This window comes from Micromonospora sonchi, from assembly GCF_014646235.1.
GTDB lineage: Bacteria > Actinomycetota > Actinomycetes > Mycobacteriales > Micromonosporaceae > Micromonospora > Micromonospora sonchi.
Window position 1 is genome coordinate 136,422 of record NZ_BMNB01000011.1, and the last position, 25,621, is coordinate 162,042.

Annotated in this window: 26 protein-coding genes; 21 read left to right on the forward strand and 5 right to left on the reverse strand. The window is 73.0% G+C overall.

What is annotated here, in order from left to right:
- Positions 1–2: 2 nt before the first annotated feature.
- Genes IEY61_RS14140 through ribH form a run of 4 tightly spaced genes read left to right on the forward strand, consistent with a single transcriptional unit; the run spans position 3 to position 3,156 of the window.
- Entirely contained in the window at positions 3–698 is a 696-nt protein-coding gene (locus tag IEY61_RS14140; RefSeq protein ID WP_229705890.1) for a riboflavin synthase, read from the forward strand.
- Positions 695–1,390: a nicotinamide riboside transporter PnuC gene (gene pnuC, locus IEY61_RS14145; RefSeq protein WP_189044321.1), complete on the forward strand. Its 696-nt coding sequence runs from the start codon at positions 695–697 to the stop codon at positions 1,388–1,390. Before IEY61_RS14140 ends, pnuC begins: the two co-directional genes overlap by 4 nt.
- The gene (locus IEY61_RS14150) at positions 1,387–2,655 is read left to right on the forward strand and encodes a bifunctional 3,4-dihydroxy-2-butanone-4-phosphate synthase/GTP cyclohydrolase II (RefSeq protein WP_189044324.1); all 1,269 of its coding nucleotides are present in this window, start codon (positions 1,387–1,389) and stop codon (positions 2,653–2,655) included. Before pnuC ends, IEY61_RS14150 begins: the two co-directional genes overlap by 4 nt.
- Before the next feature lie 3 nt (positions 2,656–2,658).
- Positions 2,659–3,156, forward strand: coding sequence for a 6,7-dimethyl-8-ribityllumazine synthase (gene ribH, locus IEY61_RS14155; RefSeq protein ID WP_189044326.1), 498 nt, complete (start codon positions 2,659–2,661; stop codon positions 3,154–3,156).
- Positions 3,157–3,248: 92 nt separating this feature from the next.
- Here the strand turns inward: ribH and IEY61_RS14160 are convergent, their stop codons facing one another.
- From IEY61_RS14160 to IEY61_RS14170, 3 genes are read right to left on the reverse strand one after another with little or no spacing between them, the layout of a single operon-like run.
- Positions 3,249–3,992 carry an amino acid ABC transporter ATP-binding protein gene (locus IEY61_RS14160; RefSeq protein ID WP_308424573.1) on the reverse strand — a complete coding sequence of 248 codons (744 nt, stop codon included), beginning with the start codon at positions 3,990–3,992 and terminating at the stop codon, positions 3,249–3,251.
- A gap of 2 nt (positions 3,993–3,994) precedes the next feature.
- Positions 3,995–4,840 carry an amino acid ABC transporter permease gene (locus IEY61_RS14165; protein WP_189044328.1) on the reverse strand — a complete coding sequence of 282 codons (846 nt, stop codon included), beginning with the start codon at positions 4,838–4,840 and terminating at the stop codon, positions 3,995–3,997.
- Complete coding sequence (locus tag IEY61_RS14170) at positions 4,837–5,697, reverse strand: ABC transporter substrate-binding protein (protein ID WP_189044330.1); 861 nt, start codon at positions 5,695–5,697, stop codon at positions 4,837–4,839. Before IEY61_RS14170 ends, IEY61_RS14165 begins: the two co-directional genes overlap by 4 nt.
- Before the next feature lie 139 nt (positions 5,698–5,836).
- Between IEY61_RS14170 and IEY61_RS14175 the strand changes: the two genes are divergently transcribed.
- The 17 genes from IEY61_RS14175 to argH all read left to right on the forward strand — a co-directional run bounded on the left by IEY61_RS14175 (position 5,837) and on the right by argH (position 22,550).
- Positions 5,837–6,100: a phosphoribosyl-ATP diphosphatase gene (locus tag IEY61_RS14175; RefSeq protein ID WP_189044332.1), complete on the forward strand. Its 264-nt coding sequence runs from the start codon at positions 5,837–5,839 to the stop codon at positions 6,098–6,100.
- 44 nt (positions 6,101–6,144) lie between these two features.
- A complete protein-coding gene (hisG, locus tag IEY61_RS14180; protein WP_189044418.1) occupies positions 6,145–6,990 on the forward strand; it encodes an ATP phosphoribosyltransferase in 846 nt (281 codons plus the stop codon).
- The gene (locus tag IEY61_RS14185) at positions 6,987–7,967 is read left to right on the forward strand and encodes a DMT family transporter (RefSeq protein ID WP_189044334.1); all 981 of its coding nucleotides are present in this window, start codon (positions 6,987–6,989) and stop codon (positions 7,965–7,967) included. Before hisG ends, IEY61_RS14185 begins: the two co-directional genes overlap by 4 nt.
- Positions 7,964–8,479, forward strand: coding sequence for a PH domain-containing protein (locus tag IEY61_RS14190; RefSeq protein ID WP_229705891.1), 516 nt, complete (start codon positions 7,964–7,966; stop codon positions 8,477–8,479). The genes IEY61_RS14185 and IEY61_RS14190 overlap by 4 nt, the downstream gene beginning before the upstream one ends.
- Before the next feature lie 360 nt (positions 8,480–8,839).
- A complete protein-coding gene (gene infC, locus IEY61_RS14195) occupies positions 8,840–9,490 on the forward strand; it encodes a translation initiation factor IF-3 (RefSeq protein ID WP_189044336.1) in 651 nt (216 codons plus the stop codon).
- Between the two features lie 19 nt (positions 9,491–9,509).
- A complete protein-coding gene (rpmI, locus tag IEY61_RS14200; RefSeq protein ID WP_189044338.1) occupies positions 9,510–9,704 on the forward strand; it encodes a 50S ribosomal protein L35 in 195 nt (64 codons plus the stop codon).
- Positions 9,705–9,736: 32 nt separating this feature from the next.
- Positions 9,737–10,129 carry a 50S ribosomal protein L20 gene (gene rplT / locus IEY61_RS14205; RefSeq protein WP_189044340.1) on the forward strand — a complete coding sequence of 131 codons (393 nt, stop codon included), beginning with the start codon at positions 9,737–9,739 and terminating at the stop codon, positions 10,127–10,129.
- A gap of 74 nt (positions 10,130–10,203) precedes the next feature.
- The gene (locus IEY61_RS14210; protein ID WP_189044422.1) at positions 10,204–11,001 is read left to right on the forward strand and encodes a TrmH family RNA methyltransferase; all 798 of its coding nucleotides are present in this window, start codon (positions 10,204–10,206) and stop codon (positions 10,999–11,001) included.
- A 213-nt stretch (positions 11,002–11,214) separates the two neighbouring features.
- Positions 11,215–12,282 (forward strand): phenylalanine--tRNA ligase subunit alpha, encoded by a 1,068-nt coding sequence (gene pheS / locus IEY61_RS14215; protein ID WP_189044341.1) that lies wholly within the window; start codon positions 11,215–11,217, stop codon positions 12,280–12,282.
- 39 nt (positions 12,283–12,321) lie between these two features.
- Positions 12,322–14,898 (forward strand): phenylalanine--tRNA ligase subunit beta, encoded by a 2,577-nt coding sequence (gene pheT, locus IEY61_RS14220; protein WP_189044342.1) that lies wholly within the window; start codon positions 12,322–12,324, stop codon positions 14,896–14,898.
- A 209-nt stretch (positions 14,899–15,107) separates the two neighbouring features.
- Positions 15,108–16,109 carry an N-acetyl-gamma-glutamyl-phosphate reductase gene (gene argC, locus IEY61_RS14225; RefSeq protein ID WP_189044343.1) on the forward strand — a complete coding sequence of 334 codons (1,002 nt, stop codon included), beginning with the start codon at positions 15,108–15,110 and terminating at the stop codon, positions 16,107–16,109.
- Positions 16,106–17,293, forward strand: a complete 1,188-nt coding sequence (argJ, locus tag IEY61_RS14230; protein ID WP_189044344.1) for a bifunctional glutamate N-acetyltransferase/amino-acid acetyltransferase ArgJ — start codon at positions 16,106–16,108, stop codon at positions 17,291–17,293. Before argC ends, argJ begins: the two co-directional genes overlap by 4 nt.
- A gap of 114 nt (positions 17,294–17,407) precedes the next feature.
- A complete protein-coding gene (gene argB / locus IEY61_RS14235) occupies positions 17,408–18,313 on the forward strand; it encodes an acetylglutamate kinase (protein ID WP_189044345.1) in 906 nt (301 codons plus the stop codon).
- Positions 18,310–19,557 carry an acetylornithine transaminase gene (locus IEY61_RS14240; RefSeq protein WP_189044346.1) on the forward strand — a complete coding sequence of 416 codons (1,248 nt, stop codon included), beginning with the start codon at positions 18,310–18,312 and terminating at the stop codon, positions 19,555–19,557. The genes argB and IEY61_RS14240 overlap by 4 nt, the downstream gene beginning before the upstream one ends.
- Entirely contained in the window at positions 19,554–20,480 is a 927-nt protein-coding gene (gene argF, locus IEY61_RS14245; protein WP_189044347.1) for an ornithine carbamoyltransferase, read from the forward strand. Before IEY61_RS14240 ends, argF begins: the two co-directional genes overlap by 4 nt.
- A 29-nt stretch (positions 20,481–20,509) precedes the next feature.
- Entirely contained in the window at positions 20,510–21,025 is a 516-nt protein-coding gene (locus IEY61_RS14250) for an arginine repressor (RefSeq protein ID WP_189044349.1), read from the forward strand.
- 61 nt (positions 21,026–21,086) lie between these two features.
- A complete protein-coding gene (gene argH / locus IEY61_RS14255) occupies positions 21,087–22,550 on the forward strand; it encodes an argininosuccinate lyase (protein WP_189044425.1) in 1,464 nt (487 codons plus the stop codon).
- Positions 22,551–22,605: 55 nt separating this feature from the next.
- On the opposite strand, the gene IEY61_RS14260 is transcribed toward argH, so the two are convergent.
- Both IEY61_RS14260 and IEY61_RS14265 read right to left on the reverse strand, forming a co-directional pair.
- Positions 22,606–23,019: a DNA-binding protein gene (locus tag IEY61_RS14260; RefSeq protein WP_189044351.1), complete on the reverse strand. Its 414-nt coding sequence runs from the start codon at positions 23,017–23,019 to the stop codon at positions 22,606–22,608.
- Positions 23,020–23,050: 31 nt separating this feature from the next.
- The gene (locus tag IEY61_RS14265) at positions 23,051–25,582 is read right to left on the reverse strand and encodes a non-ribosomal peptide synthetase (RefSeq protein WP_189044353.1); all 2,532 of its coding nucleotides are present in this window, start codon (positions 25,580–25,582) and stop codon (positions 23,051–23,053) included.
- Positions 25,583–25,621 lie beyond the last annotated feature (39 nt).

The window sequence follows — 25,621 nt, forward strand, 5'->3', positions numbered from 1 at the left end:
GCATGTTCACCGGCATCGTCGAGGAACTGGGCAAGGTCGTCGGGGTGACCCCGACCGCGGAGGACTCAGCCCTGGTGGCGATCCGTGGCCCGCTGGTCGCCTCCGACGCCCGGCACGGCGACTCGATCGCGGTCAACGGCGTCTGCCTGACCGTGGTCGACGTCGACGGCGGGGTGTTCACCGCCGACGTGATGGGCGAGACGCTGCGCCGGTCGGCGCTGGGCGCGCTGCGCGCCGACGACCCGGTCAACCTGGAACGCGCCGCCGCGCTCGGCAGCCGCCTCGGCGGTCACCTGGTGCAGGGCCACGTCGACGGGGTGGGGGAGGTGCTCTCCCGCGAGCCCGCGCCGCGCTGGGAAACCGTCCGGTTCCGGCTGCCCGCCGCCCTGTCCCGGTACGTGGTGGAGAAGGGCTCGATCACCGTGGACGGGGTCTCGTTGACCGTGGCCGCGGTCGGCGACGACTGGTTCACCGTGGGGCTGATCCCCACCACGCTGTCGCTGACCACGCTGGGCGCCCGGGCCGTCGGCGACCCGGTCAACCTGGAGGTCGACGTGCTGGCCAAGTACGTCGAGCGGCTGCTCGGCGCCCGCGCCGGCGCCGTCGCCGCGCCCCCGGATGCCTTCCTCGGCGTCGCCGTCGCCGCGCCCCCGGTCGGCCTGTCCGGCGGCACCGCACCCGGTCCGGTGACGTCGTGACCGGCGCGCTCGGCTGGCTGCTCACCGCCGAGGTGCAGATCGCCGGCTCGCCGGTGCTGGTGCGGGAGATCGTCGGCAACGTCTTCGGGCTCGGCTCGGCGCTGCTCGGCCTGCGCCGGCTGGTCTGGGCGTGGCCACTGGGCATGATCGGCAACGCGCTGCTGTTCACCGTCTTCCTCGGCGGCGCCTTCGCCACCCCGCAGGCCCACGACCTGTACGGGCAGGCGGGCCGGCAGGTGTTCTTCTTCGGCGTCAGCCTCTACGGCTGGTGGCGCTGGACGCGTACCCGCCGCCTCGGCACCGACGCCGACGGGGCGGCGGTCACCCCCAGGTGGGCCACCGGCGCCGAGCGGCTGGGGTTGCTCGCCGCTGCGGTCGTGGGCACCGCGGTGGCCTACCCGGTGCTGGCCGCGCTCGGCTCCTGGGGCCCGCTGCCCGACGCCTGGATCCTCACCGGCAGCCTGCTGGCCACGTACGGCATGGCTCGCGGCTGGGTGGACTTCTGGCTGATCTGGATCGCCGTGGACGCGGTCGGCGTACCGCTGCTGCTGCGCGGCGGTTACTACCCGTCGGCGGCCATGTACCTCGGCTACGGCGCGTTCTGTGTGTGGGGTCTGGTCAGCTGGTGGCGCACCTCGCGGCGCACCCGCCCGACCGCCCCGATCTCGACCTATGCGGAGGCCGCGGCATGACGGGTTCCTTCGACAGCATCGAACAGGCGGTGGCGGACATGGCCGCCGGCCGGCCCGTCATCGTGGTCGACGACCCCGGTCGGGAGAACGAGGGCGACCTGATCTTCGCCGCCGAGCTGGCCACGCCGGAGCTGCTGGCCTTCACCGTGCGGTACACCTCGGGGTTCATCTGCGTACCGCTGCCCGAGGACGAGTGCGACCGGCTCGACCTGCCGCCCATGCACCACACCAACCAGGACCGCCGGCAGACCGCGTACACGGTCACGGTGGACGCGCGGGAGGGGGTGAGCACCGGCATCTCGGCCGCTGACCGGGCGCACACCATCCGGCTGCTCGCCGATCCGCGTACCGGCCCGGCCGACCTGGCCCGGCCCGGGCACGTGGTGCCGCTGCGCGCCCGTCCCGGTGGGGTGCTGCGGCGTCCCGGGCACACCGAGGCGGCCGTCGACCTGGCCCGGCTGGCCGGGCTGCGGCCGGCCGGTGTGCTCTGCGAGCTGGTGAACGACGACGGCACCATGATGCGGCTGCCCGAGCTGGAGAAGTTCCGCGCGGAGCACTCGCTGTCCCTGGTCACCATCGCCGACCTGATCGCCTACCGGCGACGTACCGAGAAGCAGGTGGAGCTGGTCGCCGACGCCCGGATGCCCACCGAGCACGGGGTGTTCCGGGCGCTGGGCTACCGCAGCGAGTTCGACTCGACCGAGCACGTGGCCCTGGTGATGGGCGAGCTCGGCGACGGTCGGGACGTGCTGGTGCGGGTGCACTCCGAGTGCCTGACCGGCGACGCCTTCTCCTCGCTGCGGTGCGACTGCGGCCCACAGCTCAACGCCGCGCTGGACCGGGTCGCCGGGGAGGGCCGGGGCGTGGTCCTCTACGTACGCGGCCACGAGGGGCGGGGCATCGGGCTGCTGCACAAGCTGCGGGCGTACCAGTTGCAGGACCAGGGCCGAGACACGGTCGACGCGAACCTCGACCTCGGGCTGCCGGCCGACGCGCGCGACTACGGCACCGGCGCGCAGATCCTCTACGACCTCGGGGTGCGCTCGATGCGGCTGCTGACCAACAACCCGGCCAAGCGGGCCGGGCTGGAGGGCTACGGGCTGACCGTCACCGGCCGGGAGGGCCTGCCGGTACGGCCGCACCCGGAGAACGTGCGCTACCTGCGCACCAAGCGGGACCGGATGGGACACCTGCTTGACCAACTGGACGAGGTGACCGAGGCCCCGATGGGCCGTTTGGTTCCCGGCGACGAGATCGGAGCGTAGGCGATGGCGGGTTTTGGTGAGCCGGAGACGGCCCCGGTCGACGCGACCGGGTTGACCGTGGGCGTGGTCGCCGCGCGGTGGCACGGCGAGCTGACCGACCACATGCTCGACCGGGCGGTGGCCGCCGCGCAGGCGTGCGGCGCGCGGACGCTGGTGGCCCGGGTGGCCGGTTCGGTCGAGCTGCCCGTGGTGGCGCAGGCCCTGGCCCGCCGCTGCGACGTGGTGGTGGCGCTCGGCGTGGTGGTACGCGGTGCCACGGCGCACTTCGACTACGTCTGCCGCTCGGTCACCGACGGCCTGACCCGCATCGCCCTCGACGAGGGCAAGCCGGTCGCCCACGGCGTGCTCACCGTGGACACCATCGACCAGGCCCGGGACCGCGCCGGCCTGCCCGGCTCCGCGGAGGACAAGGGTTGGGCCGCCACCGTGGCCGCCCTGGACGCCGCCCTGGCGATCCGCACGGTCACCACCTCGGCCACCCACCGGGTCGGCTTCGCCTGACTCACCCCCCCGGGGATCACCCCGTTGATCATGAGGTTATTGCCATCGGTAAGCGCTTTCCAGGGCGATAACTTCATGATCAACGGGGGCGGTCAGAGGCGGCCGGCTTCGATGATGCGGGAGAGGAACTGTTGGGTACGCGGACGGGTCGGCTGGCCGAGGACCTGCTGCGGCGGTCCGGCCTCGAGCACCCGTCCGCCGTCGAGGAAGCAGACCTGGTCGGCGACGTCGCGGGCGAAGCTCATCTCGTGGGTGGCCAGGACCATCGTCAATCCGTCGGCCTTGAGGTCGCGGATCATGGTGAGGACTTCGCCGACCAGTTCCGGGTCGAGTGCCGAGGTGACCTCGTCGAGCAGCAGCAGCCGGGGCGAGTTGGCCAGCGCCCGGACGATCGCCACCCGCTGCTGCTGTCCGCCGGAGAGCCGGTCCGGGAAGGCGTCGGCCTTCGCCCCGAGCCCCATCCGATCGAGCAGTTCGCGGGCGTGCGCCTCGGCCTCGACCCGGGCGCGCCGGTGCACCCGGCGCGGGGCCAGGGTGACGTTGTCCAGCACGCTCAGATGCGGGAAGAGGTTGTACGCCTGGAAGACCATCCCGATGCGGCGGCGTACCTTGTCCGGGTCCACGCCCGGCGCGGAGATCTCCTCGCCGTCCAGCTCGATGGTCCCGTCGTGCAACTCCTCCAGCAGGTTGACGCAGCGCAGCAGGGTCGACTTGCCCGACCCGGAGGCCCCGATCAGCGCCACCACCTGGTGTTCGGCCACGGTCAGGTCGAGTGAGTCCAGGACGGCCTGCCCGCCGAACTCCTTGCGCAGGCCGCGGCAGCGCAACACGTCCACGATCAGCCTCCGGACTGGCGTCGGGCCGCCCGCAGCGTCACCCGGTCGGTGACGGCGATCAGCGGGATGGCGAGCAGGACGAAGAGCACCCCGGCCACGATGTAAGGCGTGTAGTTGAAGGTCTGGGCGGTGGCGATCTGCGCGGCCCGGACCGCGTCGATCGGCCCGGCCAGGGCGACCAGGCCGACGTCCTTCTGCAACGCCACGATGTCGTTGAGCAGCGGCGGGGCCACCCGGCGGACGGCCTGGGGCAGCACCACGTGCCGCATGGTCTGCCGGTAGGTCAGCCCCAGCGACCGGGCCGCCGCGAGCTGACTCGGGTGCACCGACTCGATGCCGGCGCGGAACACCTCGGCGAGGTAGCCGCTGTAGGTGAGCACCAGCGCCGCCCCGCCCAGCACCAGCACCGACGGCATGCCCTGCAACCGCAGGCCGGGTGCGCCCAGGGTGAGCACGTAGAGCACGATGATCAGCGGCAGGCCGCGGAAGACGTACGTGTAGCTGGTCGCCAGGGCCCGGATCGGGAAGAAGATCGGCCCGCGCAGCGTACGCAGGACCGCGATCAGCAGGCCGAGCAGCAGCGCGGCGACCGCGCAGCAGACCAGCAACCGGACGTTGAGCCAGAGCCCGGTCAGCACCCGGGGCAGCGCGTCCCGGGCGATCTGCGGGTCGAGGAAGGTCTGGCGTACCCGCTCCCAGCCGGGCGCCCCGGTCACCGCCACCGCCAGCAGCGTGCCGACCGCCGCCGTGGAGGCAGCGGCGATCAGCACGCTCAGCACGGTCTGCCGGCGTCGGTACGCGACCCGGGCCCGCTGCGCGGGCGAGAGGACGTGCGCGCTGGTGCTCACGTGAGTTCGGGTGCTCCCGCGTCCCGGGCGAGCCACTGCTGCTCCAACTGCTTGAGCGCCCCGTCCGCGGAGAGTTTCCCCACCGCGCCGCTGACGCAGCCGGTGAGCGGGGAGTCCTTGTCCAGCAGCAGGCCGAACGCCTCCGGGGTGCCCACCTGGGGCAGTTGGCCGACGATCACCGCGTCGTCGATCTCCGCGCCGGTGATGTAGAAGGCGGTGGGCAGGTCCACCACCAGACCGTCGAGCTGGCCGTTCTGGAGGGCCTTCTTGGCGTCGTCGTTGCTGTTGTAGACCTGCGGCTCGACCGTCGGCTTGATCACGTCGGTGATCGCCTGGTAGCTGGTCGTGCCGACCTGGGCGCCGAGCTTGGCGGCGCGGAGATCGGCCAGCGCGGTCTTCCCGGCGATCTTGGAGGACTTCAGCGCGATGACGGTCTGCCGCACCAGGTAGTAGGGGGCGGAGAAGTCCACCGCCTGCTTGCGCTCTTCGGTGATGGAGAACTGGTTGATGTCGAAGTCGAACTCCTTCGGACCGGGCGCGACGGCGGAGTCGAACCGCACCCGGGTCCAGACGACGTCCTCGCGGGCGTAGCCGAGCTTCTCGGCCACCGCGTAGGCGACCGCGGACTCGAAGCCCTCGCCGTTGTCGGGTTTGTCGTCGACGAACCACGGCTGGTAGGCCGGCTCGTCGGTGGCGATGGTGAGCTTGCCCGCTGTCCGGGTGGGCAGGCTCTCCTTGCTGCAAGGCGCGCCCACGGTGGGCATGGGCGTGGGGGTGGCCTGCGGGCTGCAGGCGCCGACCGCGAGCAGAACACCGGCGGCGGTGGCGAGCCGGAGGATGCGTGAGGTGCTGACCATGGCGGACAGCGTACGGCCAGCATCGGTGAGCGTCGAAGAGGTGTCCCACCAGAGCGGTAGGAAATGGTGGTCCCGCCGATCGGTTATTGCCGGACCCGGTGCGTGCGGCGACCGAGGGCAACTGGGAGAATCCGGATCCGTGAAGACGTTCGAGGAGTTGTTCGCCGAGCTGCAGGCCAAGGCCGCCGCCGGCACCCCCGGCTCGGGCACGGTCGCCGCGCTGGAGAAGGGGGTGCACTTCATCGGCAAGAAGGTGGTCGAGGAGGCGGCCGAGTCGTGGATGGCGGCCGAGCACGAGGGGCCTGAGCGCGCCGCCGAGGAGATCTCCCAGCTGCTCTACCACGTCCAGGTGCTGATGCTCGCCAGCGGCCTCGAGCTGAAGGACGTCTACCGACATCTCTGAGTGCCTGCCGTCGACCACATACCGATCGAATGGAGCACTCCGTCATGCTGCGTGTCGCCGTACCCAACAAGGGCACCCTGGCCGAGTCGGCCGCCCAGATGCTGTGCGAGGCGGGCTACCGCCAGCGCACCGACCCGAAGGACCTGGTCTGCCGGGACGAGCAGAACGATGTCGAATTCTTCTATCTGCGACCGAAGGACATCGCCACCTACGTCGGCTCCGGTGATCTGGATGTCGGCATCACCGGCCGCGATCTGCTGATCGACTCCGGCGCCCCGGCCGAGGAGGTGCTCGACCTGAACTTCGGCCGGGCCACCTTCCGCTTCGCCGCCCGGCCCGACGACGTCGACGACGTACAGGCGCTGGGCGGGCACCGGATCGCCACCGCGTACCCGGGACTGGTCGAACGCCACCTGGTCGAGTTGGGCGTCAAGGCCGACGTGATCCGGCTCGACGGCGCGGTGGAGAACGCCATCCGCCTCGGCGTGGCCGACGTGGTCGCCGACGTGGTTGAGACCGGCGCCACCCTGCGCCAGGCCGGTCTGGTGGTCTTCGGCGAGCCGCTGCTGCGCTCCTCGGCGGTGCTGGTACGCCGCATCGGCGCGACGCCCCACCCGCAGGCGGCGCAGTTGCTGCGCCGGCTGCACGGGGTGCTGGTGGCCCGCCGGTACGTGATGCTCGCCTACGACGTGCCGGCCGGTCTGCTGGACCGGGCCAGCTCGCTGACTCCCGGCATAGAGTCACCGACGGTCTCCCCGCTGCACCGCGAGGGCTGGGTGGCGGTGCAGGCGATGGTGCTCCGCGACGACGTGCACCGGATCATGGACGAGCTCTACGAGCTGGGCGCCCGGGCGATCCTGGTCACCAACATCCACGCCTGCCGGCTGTGAGACCGCCCCCGTCGGCCGTCGCGCTCGCCCTGGTCACCCTCGGCGGAGCCGCCTCGGCCGCGCAGGGCGCGATCAACGCCGAACTCGGCCAGCGGGTCGGCAACGCCACCCTGGGCGCCCTCGTCAACAACCTCGGCGGGACCCTGCTGATCCTGGTCGGGCTGCTGGTGCTGCCGTCGATGCGCACCGGGCTGGTCGCGCTGCGGCGGGCCCGGCTGCCCTGGTGGTCGTACCTGGGCGGGTTGGGTGGGGCGGCCATCGTGCTGGTCGCCGCGTACGCCGTCCCGGTGCTGGGCGTCGCGGTGTTCACCATCGCGCAGGTCGCCGGCAACGGTTTCGGCGGGTTGGCGTCGGACCGGGCCGGCCTCGCCCCGGTGGGTCGGCTGCCGCTCAGCCCGCCCCGGGTGGCCGGGGCGTTGCTCGGGATGGCGGCGGTGGCCCTGGCCCAGGTCGGCCAGCCCGTCGGTGACCTGGCCGTCGGCGTGCTCCTACTCACGGTGGCCGCCGGGATCGGTGTCGCGTTGCAGACCGCGCTCAACGGGCGGATCTCCGCGGCCGGCTCGGCCGCCGCCGGGGTCGCGGTGAACTTCGTCGTCGCTACGCCGGCGGTGCTGCTCGTCGCGGCGCTCGCCGGCGCGTTCACCGGCCCGCCGGTGAGCTGGCCGACCGGCTGGCACCTCTACCTCGGTGGGCTGCTCGGCGTCGGCATCGTGGCCAGTCTGGTGCTGGGGGTACGCGCGGCCGGCGTGCTGCGTACCGGCCTCGCTCTGGTCGGCGGGCAACTCGCCGGCGCGCTGCTGCTGGACGTGCTGCTGCCGGACGGGCCGGGAGCCCGGCTGCCGGTGCTGGCCGGTGCGCTGCTCACCCTGCTCGCGGTGCTGATCACCGGCCGCCGGTCCCGCCCGGCCCCGCCCGAGGCCGGCCTCCGTGTGGCGCCGGACGCTGCGCCGGCGCGGGATGACAGACTGGTGCCATGAGCGAGCGGCAGGAGGCAGCACTGCCGGGTTCCGGCCCGGCGGTCGGCACCGACGTGATCACTCTTCGACCCCGGCGCATCCGGCTGGTCTGCTGGAGTTCGGCGGTCGTGCTGGTGGTGCTGTTCGCGGTGATCGCCACCACGCTGACCGGGCCCACCGGAAACGGCTTCGGCACCTTCCAGCGTGGTGACCAGTTGGCCATGATCGGGCTCGGCATTCTCTTCGCCCTCGGTTCCCTGCTCTTCACCCGTCCGCGGGTGGAGGCGGACGCGCGCGGCATCCGGGTTCGCAACGTGTTCGGCTCGTACGAGCTGCCCTGGGAGGTCGTCCGGGGGATCCGGTTCGACCGGGGTGCCCCGTGGGCGGCCCTGGAGCTGTACGACGACGATCTGCTGCCGGTGGTCGCGCTCCAGGCCGCCGACAAGCAGCTCGCCGTCGACGGGGTCCGCGCCCTGCGCCGGCTGCATCAGGCGCATCTGGCCGCCCTCGCCGAGCGCGCCTCGCGTCGCTGATCCGCGTCCGGATTCGTCGCGTCGCTTCCGCAGTGGCGCGCCGCCCCCGGGTTTGGGCGGCGGGTCACCTAGGGTGTAGTGTGGTCGAGTCGACCAGGCTGTCCGCATGCGCGGGTGGCCGTGAAAGTGGAGCGCCCTGCTCCCACCCGAGTCGCCGCCTTCGGTGGCCGGGTCCGGTCCCCGGTTCCGGGCACATCCCGGTTCCGGATGCACGATCCTGTGATCGTGCCGACCGGTCGAGCGGGCCCTGGCATGTGCCGGGGCCTTCTGCTTTCCGGGCCGGTTCCCAACCGGGGGCCGCCGGGTCGGCTGACGGATGAAGAACCGACTCGAGGAGGCCCCATCAGCGTCGAACCACGCGTGAACGAGCAGATCCGGGCACGTGAGGTCCGACTGGTCGGCCCCGAGGGTGAGCAGGTGGGCATCGTCCCGCTGGAGCGCGCCCTTCAGCTGGCCGCGGACGTCGATCTGGACCTGGTCGAGGTAGCGCCGATGGCGCGCCCGCCGGTGTGCAAGCTCATGGACTTCGGCAAGTTCAAGTACGAGAGCGCACTGAAGGCGCGCGAAGCGCGGCGTAACCAGCAGCAGACCGTCATCAAGGAGATGAAGCTCCGGCCGAAGATCGATCCGCACGACTACGAGACCAAGAAGGGTCACGTGGTGCGGTTCCTCAAGGCCGGCGACAAGGTCAAGGTGACGATCATGTTCCGTGGCCGCGAGCAGAGCCGCCCGGAGCTGGGCTACCGGCTCCTGCGCCGGCTCGAGTCCGAGATCACGGAACTGGGATATGTCGAGTCCGCTCCGAAGCAGGACGGCCGAAACATGATCATGGTTCTCGCTCCGCATCGGGCCGTGAAGGCCTCCGCGGTCGCCGCCACGGCCTCCCGTGGCGGACCCCGGGAGCGGACCGCGGAGGAGCCCGCCGACGCGGTGGCCGCCGAGTCTACGGCGACCAGTGAGAGCGCAGCAGCCGGTGAGACCGGCATGACCGCTGACACCAACGGTCAGTAACAGGGGAGAAGGCGTACCAATGCCGAAGATGAAGAGCCACACGGGAATGGGCAAGCGGGTCCGTGTGACCGGCAGGGGCAAGATCGTTGCCGAGCAGGCCGGCAAGCGTCACCTGCTGGAGAAGAAGTCCTCGACCCGGACCCGCCGGCTGACCGGCACGGTCGAGGTGGCCAAGGCTGACGTCAAGCGCATCAAGAAGATGCTTGGCCGCTGACGCGCGCCACCTGAACCGAAGAAGGAGTTGAGATGGCACGCGTCAAGCGGGCTGTGAACGCCCAGAAGAAGCGTCGTACCCTGCTGGAGACCGCGAGTGGCTACCGCGGTCAGCGCTCCCGGCTGTACCGCAAGGCCAAGGAGCAGGTGCTGCACTCGATGCAGTACGCCTACCGGGACCGTCGCGACCGCAAGGGCGACTTCCGGCAGCTGTGGATCCAGCGGATCAACGCGGGCGCCCGCGCCAACGGGATGACCTACAACCGGCTGATCCAGGGCCTGCGTCTGGCCGGCATCGAGGTCGACCGCAAGATCCTCGCCGACCTGGCCGTCAACGACGCCGCCGCGTTCGCGGCGATCGTCGAGCTGGCCCGGACCGCGGTGCAGGCCGAGGGCACCGGCGGCGCGGCGGCCCAGGCCGCCTGATCCCCGCACCACGCGGCGAGGCGCCCCTCTTCTCAGACGGGGGGCGCCTCGCGCGCGTGTGCGGTGAGGACATGATGCCCTTCACACCGCGTACGCCCCGGGTGGTCGCCGCCCGCCGGCTCCAGCGCCGCCGGGAACGCGAGGCCACCGGCCGGTTCCTGGCCGAGGGACCGCAGGCCGTCCGCGAGGCGCTGGCCCGCCCGCGTACCGTGGTCGAGCTGTTCGGCACCCCCGACGCCCTCGACCGGTACGCCGACCTGGCGGCGAGGGCCGCCGGCACCGACGTACCCGTGACCGAGGTGACCGACGAGGCGCTGGCGGCGCTGGCCGAGACCGTCGCCCCGCAGGGCCTGGTCGCCGTCTGCCGGCACCTCGACGTGCCCCTGGCGACCGCGCTGGCCCGGGCCCCCCGGCTGGTCGCCGTGCTCGCCGGGATCCGTGACCCGGGCAACGCCGGCACCGTGCTGCGCACCGCCGACGCGGCCGGCGCCGCCGCGGTGGTCTTCGCCGGGGACGCGGTCGACCCGTACAACGGCAAGTGCGTACGCTCGTCGGCCGGCAGCCTGTTCCACGTCGACGTGGTCCGCGAACGCGACCCGGCCGCCGTGGTCGCGGCCGCGCGGTCCGCCGGCCTGGCCGTGCTCGCCGCCACCGGGTACGGCGAGGAGGACCTCGACGAACTGGCCGACGCCGGCCGGCTCGCCGCACCCACCGCCTGGCTGTTCGGATCCGAGGCGCACGGCCTTTCCGAGGAGCTGGTCGAGGCCGCCGACGCCCGGGTCCGGGTGCCGCTGCACGGGCGGGCCGAGAGTCTCAACCTGGCTGCGGCCGCGGCGGTCTGCCTGTACGCTTCAGCGAGAGCGCAGCGCTGACCCGAGGTCCGGCGCAGAGCACGAGGAGAACGCCCCCATGGTGAACGCGACACGGCGTTCGTTTAGCCAGCCCGCCGGTGTCGGCGGGCGGCGGGCCTGACCTGCTCACCGCGCGACTCCCACCGGCGGGCTGCGGCACAGCCGTGCGTCCGTAGACTCGCTTCGCCGCCCCCGTGCAGGGCCGGCACCGCCGTGAGGGAGTGCCCGTACGCCATGAGCTACCGCAACGATCCGTACGACCCGAAACAGGTCGCCCTGCTCGACCCGGCCGCCCTGGCCGAGGCCGTGACCGAGGCCGGGAAGGCGTTCGCCGCCGCCGGTGACCCCGACGCGCTGGCCACGGCGCGGCCGGCGCACCTCGGTGACCGGGCCCCGGTCTCGCTGGCCCGCCGGGAGATCGGCGCGTTGCCGCCGGCCGCGAAGGCCGACGCCGGCAAGCGGGTCAACGAGGCCCGCCGTGCCATCGAGCAGGCGTACGCCGCCCGTGCCGAGGTGCTGGAGCGTGAGCAGGCCGAGCGGGTCCTGGTGGAGGAGCGCGTCGACGTGACGCTGCCCTACGACCGGCGGCCGCGTGGCTCCCGGCACCCGATCACCGTGCTGACGGAGCAGATCAGTGACCTGTTCATCGGCATGGGCTACGAGGTGGCCGAGGGGCCCGAGGTCGAGTTGGAGTGGACCAACTTCGACGCGCTGAACATCCCGCCGGACCACCCGGCGCGTGGGCTGATGGACACCTTCCACATCGCACCCGAGGAGTCGGGGCTGGTGCTGCGTACCCACACCTCGCCGGTGCAGGCGCGCACCATGCTGGCCCGCAAGCCACCGATCTACGTGGTGGTGCCGGGGCGGGTCTACCGCACCGACGAGCTGGACGCCACCCACGCGCCGGTCTTCCACCAGGTCGAGGGCCTGGTGGTGGACCGGGGCATCACGATGGCGCACCTGCGCGGCACGCTGGACCACTTCGCGCGGGCGATGTTCGGCGAGGGCGCACGGACCCGCTTCCGGCCGCACTACTTCCCGTTCACCGAGCCGTCGGCCGAGTTCGACGTCTGGTTCCCGGAGCACCGCGACGGCCCGCGCTGGGTGGAGTGGGGCGGCTGCGGCATGGTGAACCCGCGGGTGCTGCGCGCCTGCGGCATCGACCCGGAGGTCTACTCCGGCTTCGCCTTCGGCATGGGCATCGACCGGACGGTGATGTTCCGGCACGGGGTCAGCGACATGCGCGACATGGCCGAGGGGGACGCGCGGTTCACCCGCGCGTTCGGGGCCGGGCTGTAGGGCGACGGGTACGAGTCACGGAGACGGTGGATCAAAGTCATGCGAGTTTCTGTCAGTTGGCTGCGGGAGTACGTCGACCTTCCCGACCTGTCCGTCGACGAGTTGGAGCGGGCCCTGATCGACCTCGGCATCGAGGTCGAGTCCATCGTGGACCTGACCGGCACGGTCACCGGGCAGCTGGTGGTCGGCGAGGTGCTGGAGATCGAGGAGCTGACCGGCTTCAAGAAGCCGATCCGGTTCTGCCGGGTGAACGTGGGCGCCGCCAACGGCACCGGCGAGCCGCAGGAGATCGTCTGCGGGGCGCGCAACTTCGCCCCCGGTGACCGGGTGGTGGTGATCCTGCCCGGTGGGGTGCTGCCGGGCGGCTTCGCGATCGGCGCGCGCAGGACGTACGGGCGCAACTCCAACGGCATGATCTGCTCGGCGAAGGAGCTGGGGCTGGGCGACGACCACTCCGGCATCCTGGTGCTGCCCGAGCACGTCGTCGCCGAGCCCGGCGACGACGCGCGTCCGGTGGTCGGCCTCGACGACATCATCGTCGAGGTGGAGATCACCCCGGACCGGGGCTACCAGATGTCGCTGCGCGGGCTGGCCCGCGAGCTGGCGCACGCCCTCGGCGTCGACTACTCCGACCGGGGCCGGATGCCCGCGACGGCCGGCACGGCCGAACCGGCGTACCCGGTCGAGGTGCGTGACCCGGTCGGCTGCGACCGGTACGCGGCCCGGATGGTGCGCGGCGTCGACCCGACGGCGCAGTCCCCGGAGTGGATGCAGCGGCGGCTCACCATCGCCGGCATCCGCAGCATCTCGCTGCCGGTCGACATCACCAACTACGTGATGCTCGAACTCGGCCAGCCGATGCACGCCTTCGACGCGGACCGGATCGCTGGCCCGCTGGTGATCCGGCGGGCGGTACCGGGGGAGAAGCTGACCACGCTCGACGGGGTGACCCGCGCGCTCGCGGCCGAGGACATGGTCATCTGCGACACCGGGCTGCCGAACCCGCTCGCCGGTGAAGGCGAGGGCATGCCGATCTCGCTCGCCGCCGTGATGGGCGGGGAGACCAGCGAGGTCCTGCCGAGCACCGTCAACGTGCTCTTCGAGGCCGCGCACTGGGACCCGGCGATGGTGGGGCGCACCGCGCGCCGGCACAAGCTGTTCAGCGAGGCCGCCAAGCGCTGGGAACGGGGGGTGGACCCGGCCCTGCCACTGGTCGCCCTGGACCGGGCGGTCGCGCTGCTCACCGGGTACGCGGGCGGCACCGCCAGCGACGAGGTGCTGGACATCGACCACGTCCGGGCGCGTACCCCGGTCACCATGCCGGTCGACCTGCCCAGCCGGCGGGTCGGCGTGGACTACCCGCCGGCCCGGGTGGTCGCGCTGCTGGAACAGGTCGGCTGCACCGTGGCCCGGGGCACCGACCGGCTGACCGAGGATCCGGGTGAGGTGGGGGTCTCCGCCGGTGGTGGCGAGACGCTCGCCGTCACCCCGCCGACCTGGCGGCCCGACCTGACCGATCCGGCCGACCTGGTCGAGGAGGTGGTCCGGCTCGACGGGTACGACCATGTGCCGTCGCTGCTGCCGACCGCGCCGCCCGGCCGGGGGCTGACCTGGCAGCAGCGGCGCAACCGGGCGGTGTCCCGGTCGCTGGCCGAGCGGGGCTACGTCGAGGTCCTGGCGCACCCGTTCGTCTCCGCCGAGCTGGCCGACCGGTTCGGCCTGCCCGCCGACGATCCGCGCCGGCAGGCGGTGCGGCTGGCCAACCCGCTGTCGGAGGAGGAGCCGCTGCTGCGCACCACGCTGCTCGGCCCGCTGCTGGGCATCGTGCAGCGCAACCTCGGTCGTGGGCTGCGGGATCTGGCCCTCTACGAGATCGGCGCGGTCTTCCAGCCGCGACCGGGCGCGGGCCGCCCGCCGACGATGGGGGTGGACCGGCGGCCCACCGACGCGGAGTTCGCCGCCGCCGACGCGGTGGTCCCGCACCAGCCCCGGCACGTGGCCGTCGTGCTGACCGGCGAGCTCGAGCCGGCCGGCTGGTGGGGCCCCGGCCGCCCGGCCGGCTGGGCGGACGCCGTCGAGGCGGGCCGGGAGGTCCTCGCCGCTGCCGGGGTGCCGCCGGAGCGGGTGCGGGTGCGGGCCGCCGCGTACGCCCCCTGGCACCCGGGACGCTGTGCCGAACTGCTGGTCGACGGGACGGTGGTCGGCCACGCCGGCGAACTGCACCCGGCGGTGCTGGCGGCGTTGGAGCTGCCCCGGCGGACCAGCGCCATGGAGCTGGACCTGGACGCGCTGCCGGTGCCCCCGGTGACGCCCGCGCCGATGGTCTCCGGCTTCCCGCCGGCGTTGATCGACGTGGCGCTGGTGGTGGACGACTCGGTTCCCGCGCAGTCGGTGCAGCAGGCCCTCACCGAGGGTGCCGGCGAGCTGCTGGAGTCGGTGCGCCTGTTCGACGTGTACGCCTCGGCGCAGTTGGGCGTCGGGCGCAAGTCGCTGGCGTACAAGCTCACCTTCCGCGCCCCGGACCGCACCCTCACCAGCGAGGAGGCCGTCGCCGCCCGCGACGCCGCCGTGGCCCGCGCCGCCGAGCGTTTCGGCGCCACCCTCCGCGGCGGCTGAGGTGTAAGGAAGGGCCCCTTCTTAACGCCTGGTGCATAGGAAGGGGCCCTTCTTAACGCCCTGGCACCGCTCGCCGGGCTCTGGCCCGGCTTTGTTCCGGGGGAGACCGTTGGGGCGAGCCTTGTCATTTCCATGCGGTCGGCCGTATGACCTTGCATCGTCTGCCTTTTCGCTGTTAGCCTTCGCTGCATAGTCATGCGGAGGTAGGTATGGGAATTCGGATCGCTGTGGCCGGGGCGAGCGGCTACGCCGGGGGTGAGCTGCTTCGCCTGCTCGCCGGGCATCCCGAGTTCGACCTGGTCGCCGCCACCGCGCACAGTCAGGCGGGGCAGCGCGTCGACGCGGTGCACCCACAGCTCACCGGGCTGGACCTGACGTTCGCGCAGACCACGGCGGACGTGTTGGCCGACGCCGACCTGGTCTTTCTCGCCCTGCCGCACGGCGAGTCCGCGGCCCTGGCGGCGCAGTTGCCCGCCGGGGTCCGGGTCGTCGACCTCGGCGCGGACCATCGGCTCGCCGACAGTGCCGCCTGGGCCAGCTACTACGGTGGCCCGCACGCCGGCACCTGGACCTACGGGCTGCCCGAACTGCCTGGCCAGCGCGAGCGGATCGCCGCCGCGACCCGGGTCGCCAGCACCGGCTGCTACGCGGCGACGGTCACTCTGGCCCTCGCGCCGCTGATCGCCGCCGGTGCCGCCCAACCCACCGACGTGGTGGTGGTCGCCGCCTCCGGCACCTCCGGTGCGGGCCGGGCCGCCAAGGCGCACCTGCTGGGCAGCGAGGTGATGGGCGACCTGTCGCCGTACAAGGTGGGCGCCCACCAGCACGTACCGGAGATCAAACAGGCGACCGGGGCCACCGGGCTGTCGTTCACCCCGGTGCTCGCGCCGATGCCACGCGGCATCCTGGCCACGGTGACCGCGCTGCCCGCCGCCGACACCGACCCACGGGCGGTGCTGGCGCAGGCGTACGCGGACAGCCCGTTCGTGCACGTGCTGCCCGAGGGCCGGTGGCCGCACACCGCCGCCACCCTCGGCGGCAACTCCTGCCACCTGCAAGCCACCGTCGACGCCGACTCCGGCCGGCTGATCGTGGTCGCCGCCCTCGACAACCTGGGCAAGGGCGCGGCGGGGCAGGCGGTGCAGAACGCCAACCTGATGTTCGGCCTGCCCGAGACCACGGGCCTGTCCACCTGGGGAGTCGCCCCGTGAGCGTGACCACACCGCAAGGCTTCCGGGCGGCCGGGGTGGCCACCGGACTCAAGACGGGCGGCGCGCTCGACGTGGCGCTGGTCGTCAACGACGGCCCCGATGCCGGGGTCGCCGGGGTCTTCACCAGCAACCGGGTCAAGGCCGCGCCGGTGCTCTGGAGCGAGCAGGTGGTGCGCGGCGGCGTGGTCCGGGCGGTGGTGCTCAACTCCGGCGGAGCGAACGCCTGCACCGGCCCGGCCGGCTTCCAGGACACCCACGCCACCGCCGAGCACACCGCCGCCGCGCTGACCACCGCCGCCGCGCTGACCACGGCCGGCGCGGACCAGGTCGGCGCCGGCGAGGTGGCGATCTGCTCCACCGGCCTCATCGGCGAACGGCTGCCGATGGACAAGCTTCTACCGGGGGTGGGCACTGCCGTGCGCGAACTGTCGCGGACGGGTGGGGCCCCCGCCGCCGAGGCGATCATGACCACGGACACCCGGCCGAAGAGCACCGCCGTGTCCGGCGACGGCTGGACCGTGGGCGGCATGGCCAAAGGCGCCGGCATGCTCGCCCCGGCCATGGCCACCATGCTCTGCGTACTGACCACCGACGCGGTGGCCGACTGGAAGACGCTCGACGCCGCCCTGCGGGCCGCCACCCGGGTCACCTTCGACCGGCTCGACTCCGACGGCTGCATGTCCACCAACGACACCGTGCTGCTGCTGGCCAGCGGCGCCTCCGGCATCGCGCCGAGCCAGGCGGAGCTGACCACGGCGGTCACCGCCGCCTGCCACGACCTGGCCCAGCAGTTGCTCGCCGACGCCGAGGGCGCCACCAAGCAGGTCGCCATCGAGGTGGTCGGCGCGGCCGGCGAGGACGAGGCGGTCGAGGTGGGCCGGGCGGTGGCCCGCAACAACCTGGTGAAGACCGCGCTGTTCGGCAACGACCCGAACTGGGGCCGGATCCTCGCCGCGGTCGGCACCACCGCCGCCGAGTTCGAGCCGGACGCCGTCGACGTGGCCGTCAACGGGATCTGGGTCTGCCGCTCCGGCGCCGCCGCCGAGGACCGGTCGAAGGTCGACCTCACCGGGCGTGACGTCACCATCCGGATCGACCTGCACGCCGGCCCCGTCGCCGCGACGGTGTGGACCAACGACCTGTCGCACGCGTACGTGCACGAGAACTCGGCGTACTCAACGTGAGCGCGAGGAACGCAGCGCAGCGGAGTCCCGCAGTCGCGAACGAGAGGGCGGACCGGTGAGCGCGAGGAAAACAGCGCAGCGGAGTCCCGCAGTCGCGAACGAGAGGGCGGACCGGTGAACCTGAGTTCCGACCTGACCCGCGCCCAGGCCAAGGCCGCCACGCTGATCGAGGCGCTGCCCTGGTTGGCCCGCTTCGCCGGCGCCACCGTCGTGATCAAGTACGGCGGCAACGCCATGGTCGACCCCGAACTGCAACGGGCCTTCGCGGCTGACATGGTGTTCCTGCGCTACGCCGGGCTCAAGCCCGTGGTGGTGCACGGCGGCGGCCCGCAGATCTCGGCGATGCTCGGCCGGCTCGGCATCGACAGCGAGTTCCGGGGCGGCCTGCGGGTGACCACCCCGGAAGCGATGGACGTGGTCCGGATGGTGCTCGTCGGTCAGGTCGGCCGGGAACTGGTCGGGCTGATCAACGCGTACGGCCCGTACGCGGTCGGGCTCTCCGGCGAGGACGCCGGACTCTTCACCGCCGTGCGGCGGCCCGCGTACGTCGACGGACAGCCGGTCGACGTCGGGCAGGTCGGCGACGTCGAGTCGGTGAACATCTCGGCGGTGGCCGACCTGATCGGGGCCGGGCGGATCCCGGTGATCTCCACCGTGGCGCCGGACGCGGACGGGGTGCTGCACAACCTCAACGCCGACACCGCCGCCGCCGCGCTCGCCGTCGCACTGCGGGCGCGCAAGCTCGTCGTCCTCACCGACGTGCCGGGCCTGTACGCCAACTGGCCGGACACGTCGAGCCTGGTCAGCGAGATCACCACGGACGACCTGGCGCGGCTGCTGCCGTCGCTGGAGTCGGGCATGGTGCCCAAGATGGAGGCCTGCCTGCGGGCCGTCAGCCAGGGAGTGCCCGCCGCGCACGTCGTGGACGGCCGGGTCGCGCACTCCACGCTGCTGGAAGTGTTCACCTCGGAAGGCTTCGGAACCATGGTGATCCCGTCGCGGAACGGAGAACCGGCATGAGCGCGCTGACCCAGCGGTGGCAGCAGTCGATGATGAACAACTACGGCACGCCGCCGCTGGCGCTGGTCTCCGGCTCCGGCGCCGTCGTGGTCGACGACGCCGGTCGGGAGTACGTCGACCTGCTCGGCGGCATTGCCGTCAACGCCCTCGGGCATGCCCACCCGGCCGTGGTGGCCGCCGTCTCCAAGCAGGTCGCCACCCTCGGGCACGTGTCCAACCTGTTCGTCGCCGAGCCGCCGGTGGCCCTGGCCGAGCTGCTGCTGGCGCTGGCCGGCCGTCCCGGGCGGGTCTTCTTCGCCAACTCGGGCGCGGAGGCCAACGAGGCCGCGTTCAAGCTGTCCCGGCGCACCGGTCGCAGCCACGTGGTCTCCACCGTCGGCGGTTTCCACGGCCGTACGATGGGCGCCCTGGCCCTGACCGGCCAGCCGACCAAGGCCGACCCGTTCCGCCCGTTGCCCGGCGAGGTCGACCACATCCCGTACGGCGACGTGGCCGCCCTGGAGGCGGCGGTCACCGACGCCACGGCCATGGTGATCCTGGAACCGATCCAGGGTGAGAACGGCGTGGTCGTCCCGCCGGCCGGCTACCTGACGGCCGCGCGCCGGATCACCGCCCGGCACGGGGCGCTGCTGGTGCTCGACGAGGTGCAGACCGGCGTCGGCCGTACCGGGCACTGGTTTGCCCACCAGGCCGAGGGCGTCGAGCCGGACGTGGTGACCCTGGCCAAGGGGCTCGGCGGCGGGCTGCCCATCGGCGCGACCCTCGCCTTCGGCCCGGCTGCCGACCTGCTGGCCCCCGGTCTGCACGGCAGCACTTTCGGCGGCAACCCGATCAGCTGCGCCGCCGCCCTGGCGGTGCTCTCCACCATCGCCCACGAAGGGCTGCTCGACCACGTCAAGCGGGTCGGCGAACGGCTGCGCCGGGGGATCGAGGCGCTCGATCACCCGCTCGTCGTCGGCGTCCGGGGTGCCGGGCTGCTGCTCGGCGTGGCCCTCACCGCGCCCGTGTCGGCCGCCGTCGCCGAGGCGCTGCGCGCGGCCGGTTTCCTGGTCAACCCGGTGCAACCGGATGTCGTGCGCCTCGCACCACCACTGATCCTCACCGCCGCCCAGGCCGACGCCTTCCTCGCGGCCCTCCCCACCGCCCTCACGGCGGTCACCGCGGATCCTCATCCGGCGCAGCCCCCGGAGGGGTCGATCCGCACCAGGACTTCCAGCGACGTCACCACGGAGGCATCCGCATGATCCGGCACTTTCTCCGGGATGACGATCTGTCCCCGGCCGAGCAGTCCGCCGTGCTCGATCTGGCGGCGCGGATGAAGGCCGACCGGTTCGCGTACCGGCCGCTGGCCGGGCCCCGCGCGGTGGCCGTGCTCTTCGACAAGCAGAGCCTGCGGACCCGGATCTCGTTCGACGTCGGCATCGCCGAACTCGGCGGCCACCCCCTCGTGGTGGACACCCAGGTCACCCACTTCGGCCGGGGCGAGACCCTCGGCGACGCCGGTCGGGTGCTGTCCCGCTACGTGGCCGCGATCGTGCTGCGCACCCACGGCGACGACCGGATCGCGGAGGTGGCCGCCGGAGCCACCGTGCCGGTGATCAACGCGCTGACCGACAATTTCCATCCCTGTCAGCTGCTGGCCGACCTGCTCACCGTGCGCGAGCGGTGCGGTGGCACCGCCGGCCGGCGGCTGGCGTACGTCGGCGACGCGGCGAACAACATGGCCCAGTCGTACCTGCTGGCCGGCGCGACCGCCGGCATGCATGTGCGGGTCGCCGGCCCGGCCGACTTCCTGCCCGCCGCCGACACGGTGGCCCGGGCCGAGGCGATCGCCGCCGGCACCGGCGGTTCGGTGCGGGTACTCACCGACCCGGTCGCCGCGGTCCGTGACGCCGATGTGGTCGCCACCGACACCTGGACCTCGATGGGGCAGGAGGGCGACGGGCTGGACCGTCTCACTCCGTTTTTGCCGTACCAGGTCAACAAGGCGCTGCTCGGGCACGCCGCGCCGGAGGCGATCGTGCTGCACTGCCTGCCGGCACACCGGGGCGAGGAGATCACCGACGAGATGCTCGACGGCCCGCGCAGCGCGGTTTTCGACCAGGCGGAGAATCGGCTGCACGCCCAGAAGGCGCTGCTGACGTTCCTGCTCACACAGTCACCGTGAGCCGCGCAGTTCGCGAACAAGGAGGTTCGGTGACCGCACCGTCGACCCGTGCCGCCCGGCACGCCCGCATCGTGGAGCTGATCCGCGACCGGGAGATCCGCTCGCAGACCGAACTGGCCGAGCTGCTCGGCGACGAGGGCGTCCAGGTCACCCAGGCCACCCTCTCCCGGGACCTGAAGGAACTCGGCGCGGTCACCGCCCGGGGTGGGGACGGCCGGGCCGTCTACGTCATCCCGGAGGACGGCCACCGGCCGCTGCGCGACGCCGAGGGGGCACCGGCCCGACTCGTGCGACTGCTGCGGGAACTGCTCAACGAAGTCGACTCCAGCGGCAACATCGCGGTGCTGCGCACCCCGCCCGGCGCGGCCCAGTACCTGGCCAGCGCGTTGGACCGGGCGGGTCTGACGGAAGTCGTCGGCACCATCGCCGGCGACGACACCATTTTCGTCGTGGCCCGTGAGCCCGCCGGCGGAGCGGCGCTCGGCGAACGGCTCGCCCGCTGGGCACGACGCGAAGACAACGGTGAAGGGGACAACACGCCATGACCGAGCAGTGGGAGAGCGGAACGACCGCCCGGTTGGGTGGGGTGGAGTCTTGACCATCAGAATTGGCGGGGTGGATGACAAGAGCCTGACCGAGAACAACGCCCCCGCGAACCGGACGAGCCTGTGGGGTGGCCGGTTCGCCGGTGGCCCGTCGGAGGCGCTCGCCCGGCTGTCGGTGAGCGTCCAGTTCGACTGGCGACTGGCCCCGTACGACATCGCCGGCTCCCGTGCGCATGCCCGGGTGCTGGCCGGCGCCGGGCTGCTCGACCCGGAGGAACTGGGCCGCATCCTCGCCGCCCTGGACGACCTGGAGGCCGCCTGTGCCTCCGGGGCGTTCCGCCCGACCGTCGACGACGAGGACGTGCACACCGCCCTGGAACGCGGGCTGCTGGAGCGGCTCGGCAGCCTCGGCGGCAAGCTGCGCGCCGGCCGGTCCCGCAACGACCAGGTCGCCACCGACCTGCGGCTCTACCTGCGCGACCACGCCCGGGGCGTGGCCGCCCGGCTGGTGGAGCTGGCCGAGGCGCTGGTCGAGCAGGCCGAGCGGCACGTGGACACCGCCGCCCCCGGCATGACCCACCTCCAGCACGCCCAGCCGGTCACCTTCGGCCACTGGCTGCTCGCCCACGTCCAGCCACTGCTGCGGGACCTGGAGCGGCTGCGGGACTGGGACCACCGAACCGCGGTCAGCCCGCTCGGCGCGGGGGCGCTGGCCGGATCGGGGCTGCCGCTGGACCCGGTGGCGATCTCCAGGGAGCTGGGCTTCCGTACCTCCTTCGCCAACTCGATGGACGCGGTCGCCGACCGCGACTTCGTCGCCGAGTTCCTCTTCATCACCGCGATGATCGGGGTGCACCTGTCCCGCCTCGGCGAGGAGGTGGTGCTCTGGACGTCGCAGGAGTTCGGCTGGGTCGAGCTGGACGACGCGTTCGCCACCGGGTCGTCGATCATGCCGCAGAAGAAGAACGCGGACATCGCCGAGCTGGCCCGGGGCAAGTCCGGGCGGCTCGTCGGCGGGCTGGTCGCCGTGCTGACCATGCTCAAGGGCCTGCCCATGACGTACGACCGGGACATGCAGGAGGACAAGGAGCCGGCCTTCGACGCGGTCGACACCCTGGAACTGCTGCTGCCGGCCCTCGCGGGGATGATCTCCACCATGACGGTACGCGTCGACCGCCTGGTCGCCGCCGCGCCCGTGGGCTTCTCGCTGGCCACCGAGGTGGCCGACTGGCTGGTGCGCAAGGGTGTGCCGTTCCGGGACGCGCACGAGATCACCGGCAAGCTGGTGGCGCTCTGCGCGGCCCGGGACTGCGCCCTCGACGAGGTTTCCGACGACGACCTGGCCACGGTCAGCGAGCACCTCGACCCCGGCGTACGCGACGTGCTGTCGGTCCGCTCGGCCCTCGCGGCCCGGACCACCCCCGGCTCGACCGGCCCCGGCCCGGTCGCCGACCAGCTCGCCGCCGCTGCGGACAATCTCGCCACCTGGAAGGAGTGGGCCGCCGAGCAGGTCGTCCCCCGCTGAGCCACCGCCCGCACCTGCCGGGCCGTCCCCGAAGTCGCTGCGCGCTTGTCCAGGTTCAGGGGGTCGGGGAGGTGCGGGCGGAAAGGCGTTCGTAGCGTTGCTTGGCGGCCTGGGCGCTGCCCAGGCCCAGCCCGTGCCCGATCGTCTGCCAGGTCAGGCCACGGCTGCGGGCGAGGTCGAACAGACCCGCCTCCAGGGTGTCGACCTCGGCTCGCAGGTGCGGGAAGAGGGCGAGCGCAGCGAGCAGGTCGGCCTCGTCGACCGGCTCCTCGCCGGGGGTCGGCGCGGCGGCTCCGGCGGCCAGCGCCAGCACCACGGCGATCGCCTCGTACGGGTCGGCGGCGTACGGGTTGGTGTGCCGCCGACGCTGCGCCTCGGTGGCGGCGTGCCGCTCGGTGAGCCGCTGGAGCGCGGCGTAGGCGCGGCGGGATCGATTCTGAGCCGCCTCGGACGCGGCGAGTGATTCCATGCCCCGATCACAGCACTTCAACGAAACGTTGTCAACGGAGTGTTGAGAGGTGGTGGGTGAGCCAGCGACCCACCCGCCCGGCGAGGGCGGCGTAGCCGATGCCGACGGCCAGCGAGGCGGCCAGCGCCACCAGCGGCCAGTCCCGCAGGTGCGGGTAGACCTGCCAGTGGGTCAGGTAGATGTAGAGCGAACTGCCCGCCAGCACCCCGGCGACCCGGTTGACCAGCCCGAGGCTGGGCACGGTGGGCAGCCAGACCAGCAGGGCGAGGCCGGCCACGATCAACGCCTCCCGGGCCGGCTGGCCGAAGAAGCCGGGCACGGTGAGCGCCGCCGCGACGATCACCAGCACCCGCCGCCCGACGCCGTCGGCCCGGGCGGCGGCCCAACCGAGGGTGAACAGCCAGCCGGCGACCAGCGCGGCCGGCAGGTCGTGCCGGGCGTCCAGGCCGAACACGTCGTACCGGCCGAGCAGGCCGAGCGCGGTCAGACCCAGCGGCAGGGCGAACGGGTACCGCCGCTCCAGCCGGTCGACGGGCCGCAGCGCGAGCAGCGCCGCCAGCCCCACCAGCAGGTACACCACCGCCTCGATGAACCAGAAGTGCCACCCGGTGGCGTCGTCGGGGCCGACGATGCTGTGCACCAGCAGCAGGGTGCTGGGTCGGTACTGGTCGCTGACCAGCATCACCGCGCCGATCCAGGCCGCCGTGGGCAGCACGATCCGGGACAGGCCGGCGGTGATCTGTCGCAGCCGATCGCGCCGCCCGGCGGTGGTGAGTTGGAACCGGGCGAAGTTGAACCCGGCCACCGCGAGCAGCAGATGCGCCCCGCCGGTGACGGTGAAGAGCGGGATGTGCGAGCCGACGATCAGCACGATGGCCGCCGCGCGTAGCGCCACGCTGGTCTCCAGCGCCCGCCGCCGACCGCCGGGCCGCCGCGGTGCGCGCAGCGCCTCGATCGGCAGTATGTGCCAGTTCGGCGGAAGGTGGCCGAGTTCCTGCTCCAGCCGGACCGACATCTCCACGTACGACAGCGAGTCGCCGCCCAGGTCGACGAAGCTCAGCTCGGGGCGTACGTCGTCGCGGTCGAGCACCTCCGCGTACAGCCGGCAGAGGTCACCGACCGGCGCCGCGGGTGACAGCTCGTCGCCGGCCGGCGTGGCGGCGGCGCGTGCCGCGGTGGCCAGCGCGCGCAGCCCGACCATGTCGGGTTTGCCGCTGGCCAGCCGGGGCAGCTCGGTCAGGGCGAGCACCCGCACGGCGCGCGCCGGCAGCCCCACCTCGTCGGTGACCAGCCGGCGGACGCGCCGCGGATCAGCGGTGCCGACCACCGCCACGATCAGCTCGTCGTCGCCACCGACGCAGGTTGCGGCGACCTCGTGCGCGGCCAGCAGCGCCTCGACCCGCTGCGGGTCGACGCGCAACCCGAGGATCTTCGCGAACCGGCTGCGCCGACCGACGATCTCGTACAGCCCGGCCGGGGTGCGTCGGGCCAGATCCCCGGTGTGCAGCTCCTCGACGGTGCGCCCCAAGGCCAGGTCGGCCGGGGCCTCGGCGTAGCCGAGCATCACGTTCGGACCCGCGTAGACCAGCTCGCCGACCGCCGGGTCCGGATGGTCGGGCACCGGCGCGAGCCGGAACGCGCCGCCGGGCACCGGCCCGCCGATCGCCGCCGGGTGTCGGGCCGCCAGGTCCGGTGGGAGGTACGCCATCCGCGCGGTCGCCTCGGTCTGCCCGTACATGACGAACAGATCCCAGCCGCTACGCCGACCCAACTCGGCGTAGCGGCGCACCCGCTCCGGGGCGAGCCGACCGCCGGCCTGGGTGACATACCGCAGGTGCGGCAGGTCCATGGCGGCGAAGCCGACCCGGTCCAGCAGGTCGAAGGTGTACGGCACCCCGGCGAACGTGGTGGCCCGGGCCTGGCGGAACAGCTCCCAGAAGCAGGCGTCGGCGACCGACAAATCGGTCAGCACCAGCGCGGCCCCCCGCGCCAGGTGGCTGTTGACCACCGACAATCCGTAGCAGTAGTGCAACGGCAGGCTGGTGGCCGCCCGGTCGGTGTCCCGGATGCCCAGGTACTCGCCGATCGACTCGGCGTTGGCCTGCACGTTGGTGTGCGACAGCCGGACCAGCTTCGGGGAGCCGGTCGAGCCGGAGGTGGACAGCAGCAGCGCCAGATCCGGGTGCAGATCGTGCGCGGAGCCGGCCCGGCGGTGTGCGACGCGCCAGCCCTCGGCCGGGCCGATGACCACGTCCGGGTCGTACGCCTCGACCAGGTTCGCGAGGGCGGCGTCGTGCCCGTCCGGCACCAGCAGGACCGGGTGGCCGCCGTGCAGCGCGGCCAGGTACGCCACCAGCGACTCGACCGTGTTCGCGCCGACCACCAGCACCAGCCGGCGGCCGCCGCCGAGCCGCTCGGCGGTCCGCGCGACCCGCCCGGCGAGATCGGCGTACGAGATCTCCCCGTCCCTGGTCACGATCGCGGGACGGTCACCATGGGCGGCCAGCTCGCGAACGAACGGCACCGCCTCGACGGCCGGAAGCAACGACGACGGGGAGGTCACGGGGACACACTCTAAGGTAAGCCTTTCCTAACCCATGAT